Raw genomic sequence first — 16,809 nt, 5'->3', positions numbered from 1 at the left:
TGTGCGGAGTGGATTTAGACCAGATGCCCGTCGCTGGCGAGGCGGAATTGAAGGGAATTCAGAGGTGACGATCTCGATGTACGAGGCCTCGGTTGGCCTCTTCGTGCCGTACTTGCGCAACCTGTCCGGATTGCTCGACAAGGGCGTGGCCTATGCCGAGACCCGCAAGTTCAATCCGGCGGTTCTGCTCGGTATGCGCCTGGCGCCGAACATGTACGATCTGGCGCAGCAGGTCGGCGAGGCCTGCCGCCATGCCGTGGTCGCCCCGGCCTTGCTGGCGGAGCGCGAACCGATCACGCTGCCGGTGCTGGAGCACGACATGGCCGGACTTCAGGCACGCATCGCGACGTCGATCGAGTTCATCGAAAGCCTGCCGCGTGCCGAGATAGACGCGTCGGCCGAACGCAATGTTTTCTTCAAGCTGAAGAACGGCACCGAGCTGCCCTTCACCGGACGAACGCTGCTGCTGACCTTCAGCGTCCCGCAGTTCTTCTTTCACGTGACGACGGCCTACGACCTGTTGCGGCACGCCGGCGTCGAGCTGGTGAAGAAGGATTATTTGGGAAGGAAGTAGATGCTCGGCCTCCACCTCTCCCCGGCGGGGAGAGGTGTATAGCGACGTCCGAACGCACGTAAACCTACGCTTCGCCCTTGCGCTCGAATTCGGCGAGCGAGCTGCGGCCGGCAATTTCGCTGCGCAGCTCTTCGAAGCGCCGATGCGCTTCGTGCTCCTGCGCGTCGACGAAATGCACGGCGGCTTCGCTCGTCATCGGGCCGCTAACCACGGGCGCCGACTGCTCGCCGATGGTCTCGTGGACGTAGAATTGGCCGTCGTCGCCGCGATGGACCGTCCATTTGAGGCGGATCGCCACCATCGGGCCCGGGCCGACCTTGCTGTAGCCGTCCGCATCAGTGTGCTCCGGCACCAGCGGCTGCTCCTCGACCACCGGATGCTCGTTGACAATTGGCTGCTCGTCGGCGGCGATGTGCTCACGTTCACCAGCGACCACCATTTCGGTCTCGGTCTCACGTACGGCGAGAACGGGCTCGGGGTGCTCTAAAATGCTGGCGATGGTCGCCAGCGCGTGGTCGGTCGGGTCGATCTCTGCCAAGGGTCCATCCTCCAGCTCGACGCGGCCGGCTGGTCTGTCCCACTGCCGGTGCGCCCTGGCTCATTACGCGCGTTTGATTAAGGCTGAGTTGGGGCTCGATCTGCACCAAAATGGGACGGTTTTTGGTCGTCCCAAGCGAGCGCCTGCGCCGCCCGCCCGGAGTTCGGCTCAGCCCAGCACGTCCTGATTGATGACGTTCTGCCGGATCGGATCGCCGTCCAGCGCACTCAGGATGTTGCGCGCGGTCTGCTCGCTCATGCGGCTCACGGCCTCGACGGTAACGCCGGCAACATGCGGGGCCATGATGACGTTGGGCAGCGCAAACAGTGCGTTGCTGAGCGGCGGCGGCTCCACCTCGAACACATCGATACCGGCACCGGCGAGCTTGCCGGAGACCAGCGCGTCATAGAGCGCGGCCTCGTTCACGATACCGCCGCGCGCGGTGTTGATGAGATAGGATTTCGGCTTCATCCGACCGATCCGTGCCGCATCGAACAGGCCGACCGTCTCCGGCGTCTTCGGACAATGGATGGTGACGAAATCGGCATGAGGCAGCGCGGCATCGAAATCGGCGACGGGCTCGCAGCCGGCAGCCTTGATATCGGCAGCCGGCTTGTAGGGATCATAGACCTGTACCTTCATCTCCATCGCCAGGCAGCGCTTGGCGGTGCGACTGCCGATACGGCCGAAGCCGATGATCAGCACGGTCTTGCCGTAGAGATCGAACGGCAGCATGCCGAGCCGGTCGGCCCATTTGCCGTCCTTGACGCAAGCGTGCAATTCCTGCGCGCGCTTGGCCAGCGTCAGCATCATAAACAGCGCGGCTTCCGCGACCGAGGGCGAGTTGGCACTGCCAGCGACCATCAGCGGCACCTTGCGGCGGGAGAGGGCGGGCACGTCGACGGCGTCGTAGCCGACGCCGATGCGGGTCACCACCTTCATGTCTTTTGCGGCTTCGAGCTCGGTCTCGCCAAAGGCGGTGGCGCCGAGCGCGACGCCATGGACCGGTGCATGGCTCTTGAGCAGAGCCTCGAAGTCCTTGGCGGAGATCAGGTTCGGAAACTCGACGAGCTCGATATCGTCCCGCTGGGTGAGGAGGGCGCGTGCCCCTTGCGACAAAGTTTGCGTAACGAAAATCTTCTTCTTGTTGGTCGCCATCGTCTCCTGCCTGCGCGAGTTTCTTGGACCGGCATCACAACACGACGCCGGACGCCTCGTTTAGCAGGTGCATGTTGTTGAGGTCCATCGCCAAACGCATGGGTGCCCCGTCCTTGGCGCCGGCATTGGGATCGACGCGGCCGCAGACCGGCGTGCCGTCGAGCCCGAAATAGACCAGCGTCTCCATCCCCATCGGTTCGGTTACGTCGAGCACGGTCTCGAAGGTTTCGACGCCGGGCGCGAGATGCGCATGCGACTCGGTGAGGTGCTCGGGGCGAAGGCCCAGCAGCAGCTTCTCGGTGCGCGGCAGAGTCTTGTAGCGTGCGGCGCGGGCTGGCGGCAGCGGGAAAGCGATGCGGTCGGTGAGACGGATCTGGAGCGTGCCGCCGACGTCCTCGAGCCGGCACGGAATGAAGTTCATCGCGGGCGAGCCGATGAAGCCCGCGACGAAGCGTGTCGCCGGTTTGTGGTAGAGCTCGTTCGGCGTGCCGATCTGCTCGATACATCCCTTGTTCATCACAACGACGCGGTCGGCCAGCGTCATCGCCTCGACCTGGTCGTGGGTGACGTAGACCGTGGTGGTGCGCACCTTCTGGTGCACCTTCTTGATCTCGATCCGCATCTGCACGCGCAGCTTGGCGTCGAGATTGGACAGCGGCTCGTCGAACAGGAACACCTTCGGATTGCGTACGATGGCCCGGCCCATCGCAACGCGCTGGCGCTGGCCGCCGGATAGCTGCTTCGGCTTGCGATCGATCAGGTCGGTGATGTCGAGGAGCCGGGCGGCCTCGGTCACTCGCGCCTTGATCTCGGCCTTGGGATAGTGCTTCAGGCGCAGGCCGAACGACATGTTCTCCGCGACCGTCATGTGCGGATAGAGCGCGTAATTCTGGAACACCATGGCGATGTCGCGGTCCTTCGGCGGCACGTCGTTGACCACGTCGCCGCCGATCATGATGTCACCGTCGGTGATGTCCTCGAGCCCTGCGATCATGCGCAGCGTCGTCGACTTGCCGCAGCCGGAGGGGCCCACCAGCACGATGAATTCATGATCGGAGATATCGAGATCGATGCCGCGCACGGCTTCGACATCGTCGTAACGCTTGATCACCTTACGCAGGGAAACGTCGGCCATTGCACTTCAACCCCTCGATTTCAACCCTTCGTCGCGCCGGCGGTCAGGCCGGCAATGTAATAGTCCATCAGGAAGGCGTAGATGATCAGCGGCGGCGCGGCGCCAAGCAGCGCCCCGGTCATGATCTGTCCCCAGTTGAAGACGTCGCCCTTGATCAGTGTGGTGGTGATGCCGACCGGCAGCACGAGCTGATCGATCGAGGTCGTGAACACCAGCGGATAGAGGAACTGGGCCCAGGACACCGTGAAGGCGAAGATGGTCGCCGCGATCAGCCCGGGCAATGCAACGGGAATGAAGATCCGGGTCAAGGTCTGGAGCCACGAGGCGCCATCGATGAGGGCGGCTTCATCGAGCTCCTTCGGGATCGAGGCGAAATAGCCGATCATGATCCAGGTGCAGAACGGCACCGTCAACGTCGGATAGATGAACAGCAGCACGTACCATCGGTTGAGCAGCGTGATGCCGGTGTAGTCTTGGACGACCCCGAGCATCTTGAACAGCGGGATGAAGAGAAGACTGTCCGGGATCAGGTAGGTAAGAAAGACGCCGGTGGCCAGCGTCGCTGAGCCCCAGAACTTCATCCGCGCCAGCGCAAAGGCCGCGGGGATGCTGATCAGCATCGTGATGATCACGACCACGATCGACACGATCGACGAGTTCCAGAAGAAGCGCAGAAACTGGTTCGAGCTCAGCAGCTCGACATAGTTCGACAGCGTCGGGTGGAATACCCACCAGGGATTGGTTGCCGCCGATATCTCCGCGCTGCTCTTGAGCGAGGTGATCAGCATATAGATCGGCGGCGTCAGGAAGAAGATCGCGAACAGCACCAGGAAGAAGTAGGACCAGCGCAGCGCCCAGGCGCGGTCGCGGCTCATGCTGCCATACTTGACCTTGCGGGAGGGGCCGGCCTTGTCGATTGCGAGCGTGCTCATCAGGCTTCGTTTCCGCGTTTGTTGACATCGCGCAGGATGAAGATCGCAGCGACCGCCAGGATCGGCACCATGAACAGCGAGACACAGGCGCCGAGCGGGATGTCGCTGCTCTGGATGCCGACCTGGAACGCCCAGGTGGCGAACAGATGCGTCGTATCCAGCGGACCGCCTGAGGTCAGGATGCGCACGATGTCGAAATTGGCGAAGGTGACGATCAGCGAGAACAGCGTGGTGATGGCGATGATATTGCGCATCATCGGCAAGGTGACGTACCAGATCCGCTGCCACCAATTGGCGCCATCGATCGCGGCGGCCTCGTAGAGTTGATCGGGGACGGATTTCAGCGCGGCCAGATACATGATCATGAAGAAAGGCGCGCCGTACCAGATGTTGACGAGGATGACGGAGAAGCGTGCCCAGAAGGTGTCGCCGAGCCAGGGGATCGGGCCGACGCCGAAGAAGGACAGCGTGTAGTTGAAGGCGCTGTAGGAAGGGTCGAACAGCCACAGCCAGGCCAGCGTACTCATTGCCGGTGGGATCACCCAGGGCACCAGCAGCATGCCGCGCCATTTGCGCTGGCCCTTGGCCGGAATGTTGTGGACGAAATGCGCGACGATGAAGCCGATCAGCGCTTTGAAGATCACGGCCGTGATCGCGAAGATGCAGGACTGCTGCACCACCATCCAGAACGTCTCGCGCTTGAACAGGAAGGTCAAGTTGCCGAAGCCGACGAACTTCGTCATCGACTTGTTCAGCGTGGCCAGATGAACGGAATAGAAGGCGGGGTAGAGCACGAGCAGCGCGATCAGGAGGATCAGCGGCAGCGTCAGGAAAAACGCGACCGTCGATTTGCGCCCGAGCGCATTGCGCAGGCTCGTTCCCCTGCGGGCGCCCGCCGCACGGGCGATGCGACCTCGCTCAACGACGACATCGGCCATATCAGAATCCTTGGGTCAGTCTTTCTGTATGCTCTTATGCTGTCCAACCGTGAAGCCGGCGAGGCGGCTCCACCGTCAAGCAGATTGAAGCACGGAGCCAGGGCGGCTCACGCAGGTGACGCGAGCCGCCCTGTCAGCAGGCCCCGGCCTAGCTCCGCATGAAGCCTTCGCACTCGCCCTCGGCCCAGGCGAGCGCCTGCTCCAACGTTTCGCCTCGCGCATAACGCAGTGCCATCTTGGTCAGCGTCGCCTGGAAGTAGATCTGCTGTGCGATCTTGGGCGGCGCTGGCGATGCCGCGATCGACAGCGTCTGATGCTTGTACGGGTCAGGATAGTGAAAGAGCGTTCCCTTCGGCGGCCCTTCTTCCGCCCAGGTCTTGAACTTGGTCATGTTCGCATAGGCCGGCAGGTCATAGCCGCCGCTCACCGCGACGAACTTCTCGATCGATGACGGCGCGGACAAGTGAACGAGCAGGCTCTTGGCCGCCTCCTTGTTCTTGCCGAAGCTCCAGACGCCCCAGAAGTACGGCAGGTACGGCGCAAACCGGCCCTTCGGACCGGACGGGAAGCCGTGCGTCCAGCACTGCTCGGCGACCTGCGGCGCATCGCGCTTGGCAACAGCCCAGGCGCTCGGCGGATTCAGGATCATCGCGCCACGGCCGGAGATCAGCCATTTGTTGTTCGAGGCATCGTCCCAGGAGGGTGCATCCGGCGGCAGAAACGCGATCAGCTTCTTGTAGAATTCCATGGCCTGGCGAACCTGATCGGTCTTCACCGTGATATCGCCCTTGGCGTTGACGAGCTCGGCGCCGAAGGACTGAAAGATCGCGCCGGCGGTATCCACGCTGTCGGTGGTCTCGCCGAGGCCGATGCCGAATGCAAAGCCGGCCTTCTGGCAAGCCTCGGCTGCCTTCAGGAAGGTCTCCACGGTCCAATTGTCCGCTTTGGGCGGGCTGCCGGCCGGGTACATCTCCTGTACGTCGATGCCGGCGTGCTGCTTCATCAAATCGATGCGGGAGCAGGGCCCCTTGATCTGGCTGCCGGGGGTCGCGGGCACTGCGAGCCATTTGCCGCCCGAATTCCCGAGATATTTGACGGTGCCGTTCACCTCGCCATTCTGCTTGAGGAGCGGCTCCATGACGTCGTTGAGCGGCTCGAGGTTCTCGGCATAGGCCTGCGGCCACCAGCTCGGCATCTGAAGAATGTCATGACCCGACTTGGCCTGGGCTTCGGCCGCGGCGGTCAGCTCGATCTTCTTGTTGTTGCTGGTGATGTAGTCGATGGAGACTTCCACCTTCTCCTTCGCGGCCCATTCGTTGACGAGATCGGTCGAGGCTTTGTTGGCGCCGGGCACCCAATGGTCCCAGAAGCCGATTGAGAGCTTGCCGGCGGCATAAGCGCCCCTGACATAAGGCGCCGTGATCAGCGCCGCGGAGGACATTGCAGTGGCAGCCACAAATTGACGTCGCGTCAGTGTCTTGCGTGACATCTCGTTTCCTCGCTTGGGTGTTGTTGTTGGAGTTTCCTCTGAGAGACTTCTTTCTTGAGTTCTCGTTGTTGGATTTTCTTATTGGTGCCGTCGGCTCGCGGTATTCACGCGAGATCGCAGCAAATTGGTAGCGCGATCAGATCATGATTGATCGCATCTGTCGAGAAAGCCGAACGGCTCCTCGTCTAGAACTAATGGTGTGCCCCGGCAGCGCCGCGAGCGCATTCACGACCGTGTGTTGCAGGCAAACCGCGGACGTTCATTTTGCGACGCACACTTGGCGCTAACGAGCCCTCGAACGATCCGTGCGCAATTACGCCGCAGTTTCGAATAAGCCTGCATAACCGCTTCGCGCGAAAGACTTTTCGGGCGTGGACGGCGATTGGTGGCGTCTGGACCTCGGCGCGGCGGAAACGATAGAGTTGCAATTGCCATGGGCCTTTCGCCCGACAGGCCAGCCAGATCGACGATGGAGACGAGAATGATCAAACCGGTGCTGCCAGCGCGGCTTCACCTGCGACGATGGTTGGCGCTGGGGTCCGTGCTCGCGCTGCTGCTGGGCGTCGCCGCGGTGGCGAACGCCCAAGGTCTGGTCAAAGGCGTTCAGGAGGGCGCGGCGGCCGGAAACAAGGCGGCAGGTCCGGTCGGCGGCGTGCTCGGCGGCGCCATCGGCGGCGTGGTGGGCGTCTTCACCGGCGTGCTCGGCGTCGGCAACAATGGCAATCAGGCGCCGCCGCCCAAGGAGGCCAGCAAGGATGCAAGCAAGGATGCCAAGCAGCCGGGCGGCAAGGACAAGGACGCCAAGAGCGCCAAGGCGGGGAAGGGCACCAAAGCGAGCAAGGAAGCGAAGAACGCCCCGCAAAATGGCAAGGACAATAAAGAAAATAAGGATGTGACGGTTCTCACCCAGACCGGCGCTCCGCAGCAGAGCGCGGAACAGATCGTTGCCAACAGCGATGCCTATATCGAGCGGATCAAGACCGAACTGAACCTCACGCCCGATCAGGAGAAGCACTGGTACGGCTTCTCGAGCGCCATGCACTACCTCGGGCATAATGGTGCAGAGCGGCTCAACCTTCGGGTCGCGCGCGCCAAGCGCGATCCGCCCGACGATATCATCGAGCAGATGCGCAACGAGGCGCAGTTCCTGATCGACCGGGCGGCCGACCAGCGCAACGTCGCCGACGCGGCCGAGCCGCTCTATTCAAGCCTCGATGACAAGCAGAAGCAGGTCTTCATTCAGGAGATGGTGCGCCTGAGCCACGAGCGAGGATTGGATTGATCAAGTTGAATCGGATCGGGCGCGTCTGAATTAAGGGCGCCGGCCACGAATTCGTGTATCCTCTCCGCAATTCGGTTATGGTTAGCTTCGTAAGGCTGACTGCGGGGTTGATATGGCGGACGGACTCTCCGTTTTCCTGGTCGAAGACGAGGCGTTGATCCGGATGATGATCGCCGACATGGTGGAGGAGCTCGGCCACCGCGTCGTTGCGGAAGCGGACAATGTCCGCGATGCCAGCGCCTTTGCCATGACCGCGCAGTACGATCTGGCCATCCTCGACATCAATCTGATGGGCGTCTACGTCGATCCCGTCGCCGACCTGATCGAGCGACGCGGAAAACCGTTTCTGTTCGCGACGGGTTATGGACCGGAGCTGCTGCCGTCCTTGCTGCGGCGCAGGCCGATCCTGCGAAAGCCGATCGCGATGGATCAGCTCAAGGCGATGATCGATTCGATGTTTCCGGAAGCCACAGAGAAGGCGCCGCATTGAATGCCGGCCTAGACGCCGCACTGGTGACGGCGAGACGCCGCACTGAGATCACCAACGAAAATGGCCGCCCGTCGGGGACGGCCATTTGGCGAAAGAGCTCGGCGCGCTGTCAGATCAGGCCGGCGCTGAGATCGATGCCACGCGCGATCAGGCCGAACGAGACGGCCAGGCCGGTGCAGCAGAACAGCAAGATGGTCTTGAACGAAGAAACGGCGAACCGCGGTTCGACGGCGGCCGGCATTACGGCGAGCGAGATCATGCTCATGTTCACTTCCCCCCTTTATTGGTTATTGGCCCTGATTTGCCTCAGGTGGGGGAAGTCTTAGAGCAAAAAGTTTGACGTCAGATTGCGAGGCATCGTTAACGAAGTCGCAATCGCCCGTGTTCTCCCGCGCCGGGACGAGCTCGCAAGCCTCAGTTGCGACCCTTTCTCAGCACCGTGGCAATGGTATGCGCCGTCATGGCGGCGCGATCCGAAGCGCGCTGGGCGGCCAGCCGGTCCCTTGCCTTTTCCTCGATCAGGAGCTCGATCAAGGCCAGCCGCTTGTCTTCGTTATCCGCCTCGCGCAGCAGGCGGTGATAGCGGTGATAGTCGAAACCGAAATCCTGTTTACGCATGCCACGCCCCCGCAACTACGCCACACACAGGACAGGATTGTTTCGCATGCCAAACGCGCAGGCAAGCACGATCCTGCGTGAAATCCGGTGTACGCTGCAATCAGCTGTGAATTGCTGGACCCGCGAGCGGGCGCTTCGTCCGCTCAATTTGGTCAATTGGATTGTGCTGGGCGAACATCTTGAGGCCGACGAAGCTCGCATCGGGCTTGATCACCAGCCTGGTCGGGATGTTGCGCAAGTAATCCTGGAAGCGTCCCTTGGCCTCGAAGCGTGCTCGGAATGCGGACGCCGCGAGGAACTCGGGAAAACGCGGCACGATCCCGCCGGCGATATAGACGCCGCCGCGGGCGCCGAAGGTCACGGCGAGATTGCCCGCGACCGAGCCGAGGATGGCGCAGAACATGTCGAGCGTCGCGCGGCTGACGAGGCAAGTGCCCTCCAGCGCGGCCTTTGTGATGGCGGCAGGATCCCGATGCGGTACTTGGGCGCCATCGACCTCCGCCAGGGCCTCGTAGAGGCTTTGCAGGCCGGAACCCGAGAGCGCGCCGCGCTCGATGGAGACATGGCCGAGGCGCTTGCGCAGACAGGCGATCACGCGTTCCTCGCGCTCGTTCTCCGCCGGCAGGGTGGCGTGACCGGCCTCGGTCACGACCGCCAGCCGTGCGCCATGGCGCTCGACCAAACAGGACACCCCAAAGCCGGTTCCGGGCCCAACCACCAGCAAGGGCTCTCCGGGCAGGCCATTCTGGCCGCCAAGCGGAATGAGGTCGGCAGGCTGCAAGGCGGGAAGGGACCAGGCCACCACCTCGAAGTCGTTGAGCACGTGGACGCTGTCGAAGCCGAGCGCAGCTTGCAGCTCGTTGCCGTCGATGACCCACGGACTGTTGGTCATGACGCAGCGATTGTTGGTGACGGGGCCCGCCACCGCCAGCACGGCTCTTCCGGGCTGCCCGCCGGAGGACCTGCGAGCGAGAACATCGACGATGGCCTCCCGAACGGTCGGGAAGTCGGCGACCTTGACGTAGTCGATCGGTCCGGTCGGATCGCCGTTACTCGATTCAGCCTGGCTCAGCGCGAAGCGCGCATTGGTGCCGCCGATATCGGCGAGAAGAATCTGTCCTGTCTTGCCGATCGTCATGGCCATATGGCTGCCGCAGCCGCACGGGCTGCGGGAACCGCTTCCTCCGCTCTCTGCTCGCAAATTGCGAACGGCTGTCAGAATCCGTCCTTGGGTGCAGCTAGTCAACACGGTTGACGTCAAACCGTTGCACCCTGTGCGCCCTTCCGCCGACCAATTCGCGGGTGCTTCCTCACGGACCAACGGTTGCGCAGCAGCGCGGGAAGGCGGACACTAGGGGAGCGCGCCTGGCGCCTTCGCGCCGGCGCAGATGCAACGAGACCAGCGATGAAGATTTCCGACCGCGACGTGCTGCTGGCGATTGACGTACAGAACGACTTCTGCACCGGCGGGGCGCTCGCCGTTCCCGGCGGCGAAAAGGTCGTCCCCGCCATCAACCGAATCGCCCAAAAATTCGCCAATGTGGTGTTGACCCAGGACTGGCATCCGCGTGATCACGTGTCATTCGCGGCCAACCATGCCGGCAAGCAGCCGTTCCAGACCATCGAGCTCGACTACGGCACCCAGGTTCTCTGGCCCTCTCATTGCGTGCAGGGTACGACGGGCGCTGAATTCCACCGGGAGCTCGACGTTGTCAGGGCGAGCCTGGTGGTGCGCAAGGGCTTTCGCCGCGGCATCGATTCTTATTCGGCGCTATTCGAGAACGACCATAAGACGCCGACCGGACTGCTCGGTTACTTGCGCGAACGCGAGCTGAAGACCGTCTTCGTCGCCGGTCTGGCGCTGGATTTCTGTGTTCGCTTCTCGGCGGAGGACGCTCGCACGGCAGGTTTCGAGGTCGCCGTCGTCGAGGACGCCTGTCGCGGCATCGATCTCGACGGCTCCGTGGCTGCCACCCACAGGAGTTTTAAGGATCGCGGCATTTCGGTCGTGAGCCTCGAGGCGTTCCTGTGAGGATGAGATAGCCATGGTGGAGAAGGCCGGCAGACAGCCAGGCGGATCAGGCCATGCGCCGGATGACCCGCTGCTGTGGCCGTTTGCGGCGGCGCGACTGGCCATGGACGCCTGTTTCTGGTGGCTGGAACGTGGAGCTGCGGAGCAGGGCGAGAGCAGCCTGCTGTGGACGACGCCCAGCACGGTCGCGCTGGAGCTTGCGACCATGCGCCTGCGCGATTTCACGCAGACGCGGTCCGGGCAGCCGGCGCTGGTCTGCGCGCCCTATGCGCTGCATCGGGCCCTGATCGCCGACTTCGCGCCTGGCCACAGCGTGGTGCAGTCGCTGCAAAATGGCGGCATCGACCGCGTCTATCTCACCGACTGGCGGTCAGCCACGCCGGAGATGCGCTATCTCTCGATCGACAGCTATCTGACCGATCTCAACGTCGCCATCGACGAGATCGGCGCGCCGGTCGATCTCGTCGGGTTGTGCCAGGGCGGCTGGCTGTCGCTGCTCTATGCGGCGCGCTTTCCGACCAAGGTGCGGCGGCTGGTCCTGGTCGGCGCTCCGGTCGATCTGTCGATCGACTCGGCGCTGTCGCGGCTCGCCCGCAACGCGCCCGAGCTGGTCTACGACCAGCTCGTCGCTCGCGGCGGCGGCAATGTCAGGGGCGAGGAGATGCTGCGCTTCTGGTCCAAGGCGCCTGACAGCGACGATATCGCAGTGGCGTTGCAGAGGGGACTCTCGGACGAGGAGGGCGCGACCCTGCTCGCGCGCTTCGACCGCTGGAATAGCGAGACGCTCGATTTGCCCGGCACTTATTACCTTCAGATCGTCAACTGGATTTTCCGGGAGAACCGGATTGCCGGCGGCAAATTCGTCGCGCTCGGCCGCCCGGTTGACCTGAAGGACGTCAAGGCGCCGATCTTCCTGCTGGCCGGGCTGGACGACGACGTCGTGCCGGCTGTGCAGGCGCTCGCCACCGCTGATCTCGTCGGCACGCCGCCGGCTTTCATTGCGGCAGCTTCCGAGCCGAGCGGTCATCTCGGCCTTTTCATGGGGGCGCGGACCCACGCCCATGCCTGGCCTCGGATAGCCGAATGGCTCCGCGACGACCTGTCCGGGGTCTTGGCGCGCAGCGCCTGACGTCGCGGGCGCCGGCTGGCCGACATGCAAATCGGTTATGCATGACGGCGGATGGTCTGCACGGGCGCCGGTCGATGGGCTACATATGATGCGGTGCTGGCGGCTGCGGCTAGTGGCGCAAGTGATTGAAGAGATTGCAAGGATTGAAGGTACAGCGCTTGATGTCTTTCCACTCGATCTATGCCCATGGATTTGCGCGCGTAGGGGCCTGCGTCACCACCTCCCGCGTGGCCGACCCCTCGGCCAATGCGAAGGCCGTCCTGGTGGCGGCCAATGCCTGCCACGAACAATCGGTGGCAGTTGCCGTGTTTCCCGAGCTGTGCCTGTCCGGCTACGCGATCGAAGACCTGGTCAAGCAGGATCCGCTGCTCGATGCGGTCGAGCGCGGGCTCGCTGCGATCGCCGAGGCCTCCGCGGCACTGATGACAGTCCTGATCGTCGGCGCACCGCTGCGCTTTGGCCATCGCATTTATAATTGTGCGGTCGTCATCCATCGCGGCAACGTGCTCGGCGTTGTGCCCAAGAGCTATCTGCCGACCTATCGCGAATTCTACGAAGGACGGCATTTCGCCTCCGGCGCGGGCATCGCCGGAGAGACGATCTCCTTTGGCGGGCTGCATGCGCCGTTCGGCGTCGACCTTCTGTTCTCGGCCGAGGACGTTCCGGGCCTCACCATCGGCGTCGAGATCTGCGAGGACATGTGGATTCCGGTGACGCCGGCATCCGAGCTCGCCCTCGCGGGCGCCAGCGTGCTGATCAACCTCTCGGGCAGCCCGATCACGATCGGCCGGGCACGCTCGCGCGCGCTGCTGTGCCAATCGACATCGGCGCGCTGCCTCGCAGCCTACGTCTATTCCGCCGCCGGAGCAGGGGAATCGACCACCGATCTGGCCTGGGACGGCCAGACCTCGATCTACGAGAATGGCGTGCTGCTGGCCGAGGGCGAGCGGTTCCGCCAGGACGGCCAGATTACGCTGGCCGACGTCGATCTCGACCTGCTCAGGCAGGAGCGCGCGCTGATGGGCACGTTCGACGACAATCGCCGGCAGCGAGAGGCGTTTTTCCGCAAGGTGACATTCGCGCTGAAGCCGCCGGCCGCCGACATCGGCTTCCTGCGCAAGGTCGAGCGGTTTCCGTTCGTGCCGAGCGACGAGAGCCTGCTCGAGCAGGATTGCTACGAGGCCTACAACATCCAGGTCGCCGGCCTCGTTCAGCGGATGCGCGCCACCGGCACCAAGCGCGTCGTGATCGGCGTCTCCGGCGGGCTCGATTCCACGCACGCCCTGATCGTCGCCGCCAAGGCAGTCGATCTCCTCGGCCTGCCGCGCGAAAACATCCTGGCTTACACGATGCCGGGCTTTGCGACCGGCAGCGAGAGCAAGACCCACGCGCTGGCGCTGATGAAGGCGTTGCAGACGAGCTGGCAAGAGCTCGACATCCGCGCCACGGCCACGCAAATGCTGAAGGATATCGGCCACCCCTTTGGCAAGGGCCAGAAGGTCTACGACGTCACCTTCGAGAATGTGCAGGCTGGCCTGCGCACGGACTATCTGTTCCGCCTCGCCAACCATCACGGCGGCATCGTTATCGGCACGGGCGATCTCTCTGAACTCGCGCTCGGCTGGTGCACCTATGGCGTCGGCGACCAGATGGCGCATTACAACGTCAATGCCGGCGTGCCGAAGACGCTGATCCAGCATCTCATCCGCTGGGTGATCTCATCGAACCAGTTCAGCGACAACGTCAACCGCACGCTTGGCGCGATCCTCGCTGCCGAAATCTCTCCAGAGCTGGTGCCGGTGCAGCCGGGCGAGAAGCCGCAGAGCACGGAAGCGTCGGTCGGGCCCTACGAGCTGCAGGATTTCAACCTGTTCTACACGCTGCGCTTCGGCATGCGTCCCTCCAAGATCGCCTTCATGGCGCAGCACGCCTGGAAGGACGTCGCCACGGGCGAATGGCCGCCGGCCTTCCCGAGCGACCGGCGCAGGGCCTACGATCTTCCCGAGATCCGGCGCTGGCTCGAGGTATTCCTGCGTCGCTTCTTCGCTTTCAGCCAGTTCAAGCGCTCGGCGATGCCGAATGGACCGAAGGTCTCGGCGGGTGGGTCATTGTCGCCGCGCGGCGACTGGCGAGCCCCGTCGGATGCGAGCGCGGCGGCATGGCTTGAGGATCTTGAACGGAACGTGCCGAACTGATCGGCGCGGCGCATGGACATTGAGGGGACGATCGGATGCCAGTCGGAGAGGGGGCGGGTGAGGAAGCCAAGGTCGTCAACGGCCTCTACATCTTCGATATCGAAATGCGCGACGGCAAACGCGGTCAGGCCAGGGGCGTGGTCGTGCTCTGCGACGGGCGCATCATGGGCGGCGACAGCTATTTCTATTACACCGGCAGCTACACGTTCCGGAACGGCAAGTGGCGCGGCGACATGATCGTCAATCAGCATACCGAAGCCATCGGCAAGACCCTCGCATTCGGCGGCAGGGAGGTCACCTGCGGTTTCTCGGGCGACTACTCGGCCGGCGGCGCCGAGGTCGAAGGCATGGCGCTGGTCGGCAAGACCACCGTGACATTCACGGCCCGCCTCACGTTGAAGGACGCAATGTAAGCCGCGTGATCTGCTCCCGTTCCTTGGCAGGAACCTTCGTACCCGCAGAACGTTCGCGTCTGTTGCTGTGAATTGTCGAGGAGAGGGACTATGCGCAAGCACTTGATGTTATCGACCGCGGCCGTCGGACTGATGCTCGCCTCCGGCTTCGCCTACGCCCAGGCGCCCGGTGAGCGGAAAGACGAGCCGAAACGGACCGAGGAACCGGCCAAAGGCGCTGCGCCGCAGCGCGGGGGCGCAGCCCAAGGCGCTCAAGAGCGGGTTCAGGAGCGCACGCAGGGCGCTCAGGAGAGACTCCAGGGGGCCGGTCGCGAAGAGAAAGGCGGCGCGGCCAAGCGCGAGGCCAACGAAGACAAGCGCCAGCCAGCTACAGCCGCCGAACGTGATCAACCGAAGGCGAAGGATCGGGCACAAGAATCTCGCGAACCTTCGCGCGATCGCAACCGCGAGGCCGAGACCGCCAAACCTGGGCGCGACAGCAGCAAGAGCAGCGCAGAGACGAAGCAGGACAAGTCCGCGCCGCAGAAATCAACTGCCGAGTCCGAAAAATCCAAGACCGGCCCTGCGGGCCAGCAGAACGAGCGCAGTGGAGCTGCGGCCAACCAGAACGAGCGCAACCAGACCCAGCCGCCGCGCAACGCCGCCGAACAACAGCCGCCGGCGCAACAGAACAACCGCCCGGCTACCGCGACCGACACGAACCGGACGGCGCCAACCAACAATGCACAGACTGCGCCGGCGACGGGCACGCAGACCAATCAAGCCAATCAGACCACGCAGACCAACACGCAGGTCAATCAGCAGACCAGCATGACGTCTGAACGGCAGGTGCGGATCTCTGAAACGGTAAGCCGCGCGCGCCTGGCGCCACCAGAGCGCAACCTGAGCATCGCGATCCGGGTGGGTGAGACGATCCCTTCGCGCGTCCGTCTGCATCGGCTGCCGCCTGAGATCGTGTCGATCGAGCCGCAATATCGCGACTATGAGTATTTCGCGACGGATGACGACGTCGTCATCGTCGAGCCGCGCACGCATCGCATTGTCAGCCAGGTTCCGCGGGATCCGTCGCGCGCTCGTGCGCAGATGGGCGGCAGCGCCGGCCAGAGCATGGCGGCCGCCGGCGCCCGCAATGTGAACTGCCGGATCATGCGGCGCGATGCCTCGGGGAACGTGGCCGAAGCAGAGCCGTCAACCGTCGGCTCGACCGCGCGCACGGATTCGCTGAGCGTGACGGTCCAGATGCCCGGCGGCGGCTCGTCCGCGCCGATTGCCCTCGGCGCTCCCGCGGGTGACATCGTGGTCGCAACGCAAGGGCAGGGCGACTGCACGGTGACGATCGAGCCGCAGACGCGCTAAAGCATGATCCGGAAAAGTGCGAAGCGGTTTTCCGAAAAGATCATGCTTAAACAGCCGCCTGAAGCGCGATGACGATTCATCGCGCTTTAGGCGCCGGGCCGAACGACGACGCTGAAACGCGAACGCGCCGCCCGGCTGAACAGCCGGACGGCGCGCATCGCGTTCAATCTGAAAAGTTTCGAGGTCCGGAGTGCCTAGGAGTCCGGACCTCGTCACCTTGCCCCAGCCTTCAATCCCCCGCCCCATGTGGTCCCCCAACCCCATGTAGCGCGATCAGAGGATGATGCCCGTGGAAGTGGCCGCCGATCGATGTCCCGCGATGTACGCGAAGGTCGATTAGGCTTCCATTCCGGATCACTACGGACACGCCCGCGCCCGTTCGAACATTGGCGCGTTCGTCCGCGCATGCCGCGATCCTTGTCGCCTGCAGCGCAGCGTTTGCACGCAACCTCGCGCTGGGGAACGTTCGCGACAGGCCGCGCCGGGAGCAGGGGAGCCCTGTCCGGACCAAGTTCCCGTTGCGCGCGTTC

At 63.7% G+C, this 16,809-nt stretch carries 17 protein-coding genes; 8 read left to right on the top strand and 9 right to left on the bottom strand.

The genetic code is table 11. From position 1 onward, the window contains the following. Window positions 1–76 precede the first annotated feature (76 nt). The gene (locus IVA98_RS04735; RefSeq protein ID WP_247295410.1) at window positions 77–574 is read left to right on the top strand and encodes a DUF1993 domain-containing protein; all 498 of its coding nucleotides are present in this window, start codon (window positions 77–79) and stop codon (window positions 572–574) included. 64 nt (window positions 575–638) lie between these two features. Here IVA98_RS04735 and IVA98_RS04730 read toward each other — a convergent pair whose 3' ends face one another. The 6 genes from IVA98_RS04730 to IVA98_RS04705 all read right to left on the bottom strand — a co-directional run bounded on the left by IVA98_RS04730 (window position 639) and on the right by IVA98_RS04705 (window position 6,764). Then, window positions 639–1,112: a hypothetical protein gene (locus tag IVA98_RS04730; RefSeq protein WP_247295082.1), complete on the bottom strand. Its 474-nt coding sequence runs from the start codon at window positions 1,110–1,112 to the stop codon at window positions 639–641. A 168-nt stretch (window positions 1,113–1,280) separates the two neighbouring features. Next, window positions 1,281–2,270 carry a hydroxyacid dehydrogenase gene (locus IVA98_RS04725; protein WP_247295080.1) on the bottom strand — a complete coding sequence of 330 codons (990 nt, stop codon included), beginning with the start codon at window positions 2,268–2,270 and terminating at the stop codon, window positions 1,281–1,283. Window positions 2,271–2,304: 34 nt separating this feature from the next. Then, window positions 2,305–3,405 carry an ABC transporter ATP-binding protein gene (locus tag IVA98_RS04720; protein ID WP_247275634.1) on the bottom strand — a complete coding sequence of 367 codons (1,101 nt, stop codon included), beginning with the start codon at window positions 3,403–3,405 and terminating at the stop codon, window positions 2,305–2,307. Between the two features lie 20 nt (window positions 3,406–3,425). Then, window positions 3,426–4,337, bottom strand: coding sequence for a carbohydrate ABC transporter permease (locus IVA98_RS04715; RefSeq protein ID WP_247295077.1), 912 nt, complete (start codon window positions 4,335–4,337; stop codon window positions 3,426–3,428). Then, window positions 4,337–5,275, bottom strand: coding sequence for a carbohydrate ABC transporter permease (locus IVA98_RS04710; protein ID WP_247295076.1), 939 nt, complete (start codon window positions 5,273–5,275; stop codon window positions 4,337–4,339). The genes IVA98_RS04715 and IVA98_RS04710 overlap by 1 nt, the downstream gene beginning before the upstream one ends. 148 nt (window positions 5,276–5,423) lie before the next feature. Continuing rightward, entirely contained in the window at window positions 5,424–6,764 is a 1,341-nt protein-coding gene (locus tag IVA98_RS04705) for an ABC transporter substrate-binding protein (RefSeq protein ID WP_247295074.1), read from the bottom strand. 481 nt (window positions 6,765–7,245) lie between these two features. On the opposite strand from IVA98_RS04705, the gene IVA98_RS04700 reads away from it, so the two are divergent. Next, the gene (locus IVA98_RS04700; protein WP_247295072.1) at window positions 7,246–8,046 is read left to right on the top strand and encodes a Spy/CpxP family protein refolding chaperone; all 801 of its coding nucleotides are present in this window, start codon (window positions 7,246–7,248) and stop codon (window positions 8,044–8,046) included. 112 nt (window positions 8,047–8,158) lie between these two features. Further along, window positions 8,159–8,536 (top strand): response regulator, encoded by a 378-nt coding sequence (locus tag IVA98_RS04695; protein ID WP_247275629.1) that lies wholly within the window; start codon window positions 8,159–8,161, stop codon window positions 8,534–8,536. A gap of 109 nt (window positions 8,537–8,645) precedes the next feature. Here the strand turns inward: IVA98_RS04695 and IVA98_RS04690 are convergent, their stop codons facing one another. From IVA98_RS04690 to glk, 3 genes are all read right to left on the bottom strand, one after another. After that, window positions 8,646–8,801: a hypothetical protein gene (locus IVA98_RS04690; protein ID WP_247336195.1), complete on the bottom strand. Its 156-nt coding sequence runs from the start codon at window positions 8,799–8,801 to the stop codon at window positions 8,646–8,648. Window positions 8,802–8,950: 149 nt separating this feature from the next. Continuing rightward, on the bottom strand, window positions 8,951–9,154 hold the full coding sequence (locus tag IVA98_RS04685; protein ID WP_247295068.1) for a hypothetical protein: 204 nt from the start codon (window positions 9,152–9,154) through the stop codon (window positions 8,951–8,953). 100 nt (window positions 9,155–9,254) lie between these two features. Further along, the gene (gene glk, locus IVA98_RS04680) at window positions 9,255–10,292 is read right to left on the bottom strand and encodes a glucokinase (protein ID WP_247295408.1); all 1,038 of its coding nucleotides are present in this window, start codon (window positions 10,290–10,292) and stop codon (window positions 9,255–9,257) included. A 267-nt stretch (window positions 10,293–10,559) separates the two neighbouring features. On the opposite strand from glk, the gene pncA reads away from it, so the two are divergent. From pncA to IVA98_RS04655, 5 genes are all read left to right on the top strand, one after another. After that, entirely contained in the window at window positions 10,560–11,186 is a 627-nt protein-coding gene (gene pncA, locus IVA98_RS04675) for a bifunctional nicotinamidase/pyrazinamidase (RefSeq protein ID WP_247295066.1), read from the top strand. Window positions 11,187–11,199: 13 nt separating this feature from the next. Continuing rightward, entirely contained in the window at window positions 11,200–12,315 is a 1,116-nt protein-coding gene (locus tag IVA98_RS04670) for an alpha/beta fold hydrolase (RefSeq protein ID WP_247336189.1), read from the top strand. Window positions 12,316–12,476: 161 nt separating this feature from the next. After that, a complete protein-coding gene (locus tag IVA98_RS04665; protein ID WP_247295062.1) occupies window positions 12,477–14,510 on the top strand; it encodes an NAD(+) synthase in 2,034 nt (677 codons plus the stop codon). 35 nt (window positions 14,511–14,545) lie between these two features. Further along, a complete protein-coding gene (locus IVA98_RS04660; RefSeq protein WP_247275624.1) occupies window positions 14,546–14,923 on the top strand; it encodes a GrlR family regulatory protein in 378 nt (125 codons plus the stop codon). 132 nt (window positions 14,924–15,055) lie between these two features. After that, window positions 15,056–16,279, top strand: coding sequence for a DUF1236 domain-containing protein (locus tag IVA98_RS04655; protein ID WP_247295059.1), 1,224 nt, complete (start codon window positions 15,056–15,058; stop codon window positions 16,277–16,279). Window positions 16,280–16,809 lie beyond the last annotated feature (530 nt).

This window comes from Bradyrhizobium sp. 160 (genome assembly GCF_023073735.1).
In the GTDB taxonomy this organism is placed as follows: domain Bacteria; phylum Pseudomonadota; class Alphaproteobacteria; order Rhizobiales; family Xanthobacteraceae; genus Bradyrhizobium.
This window is presented reverse-complemented; position numbering and strand designations above follow the sequence as displayed.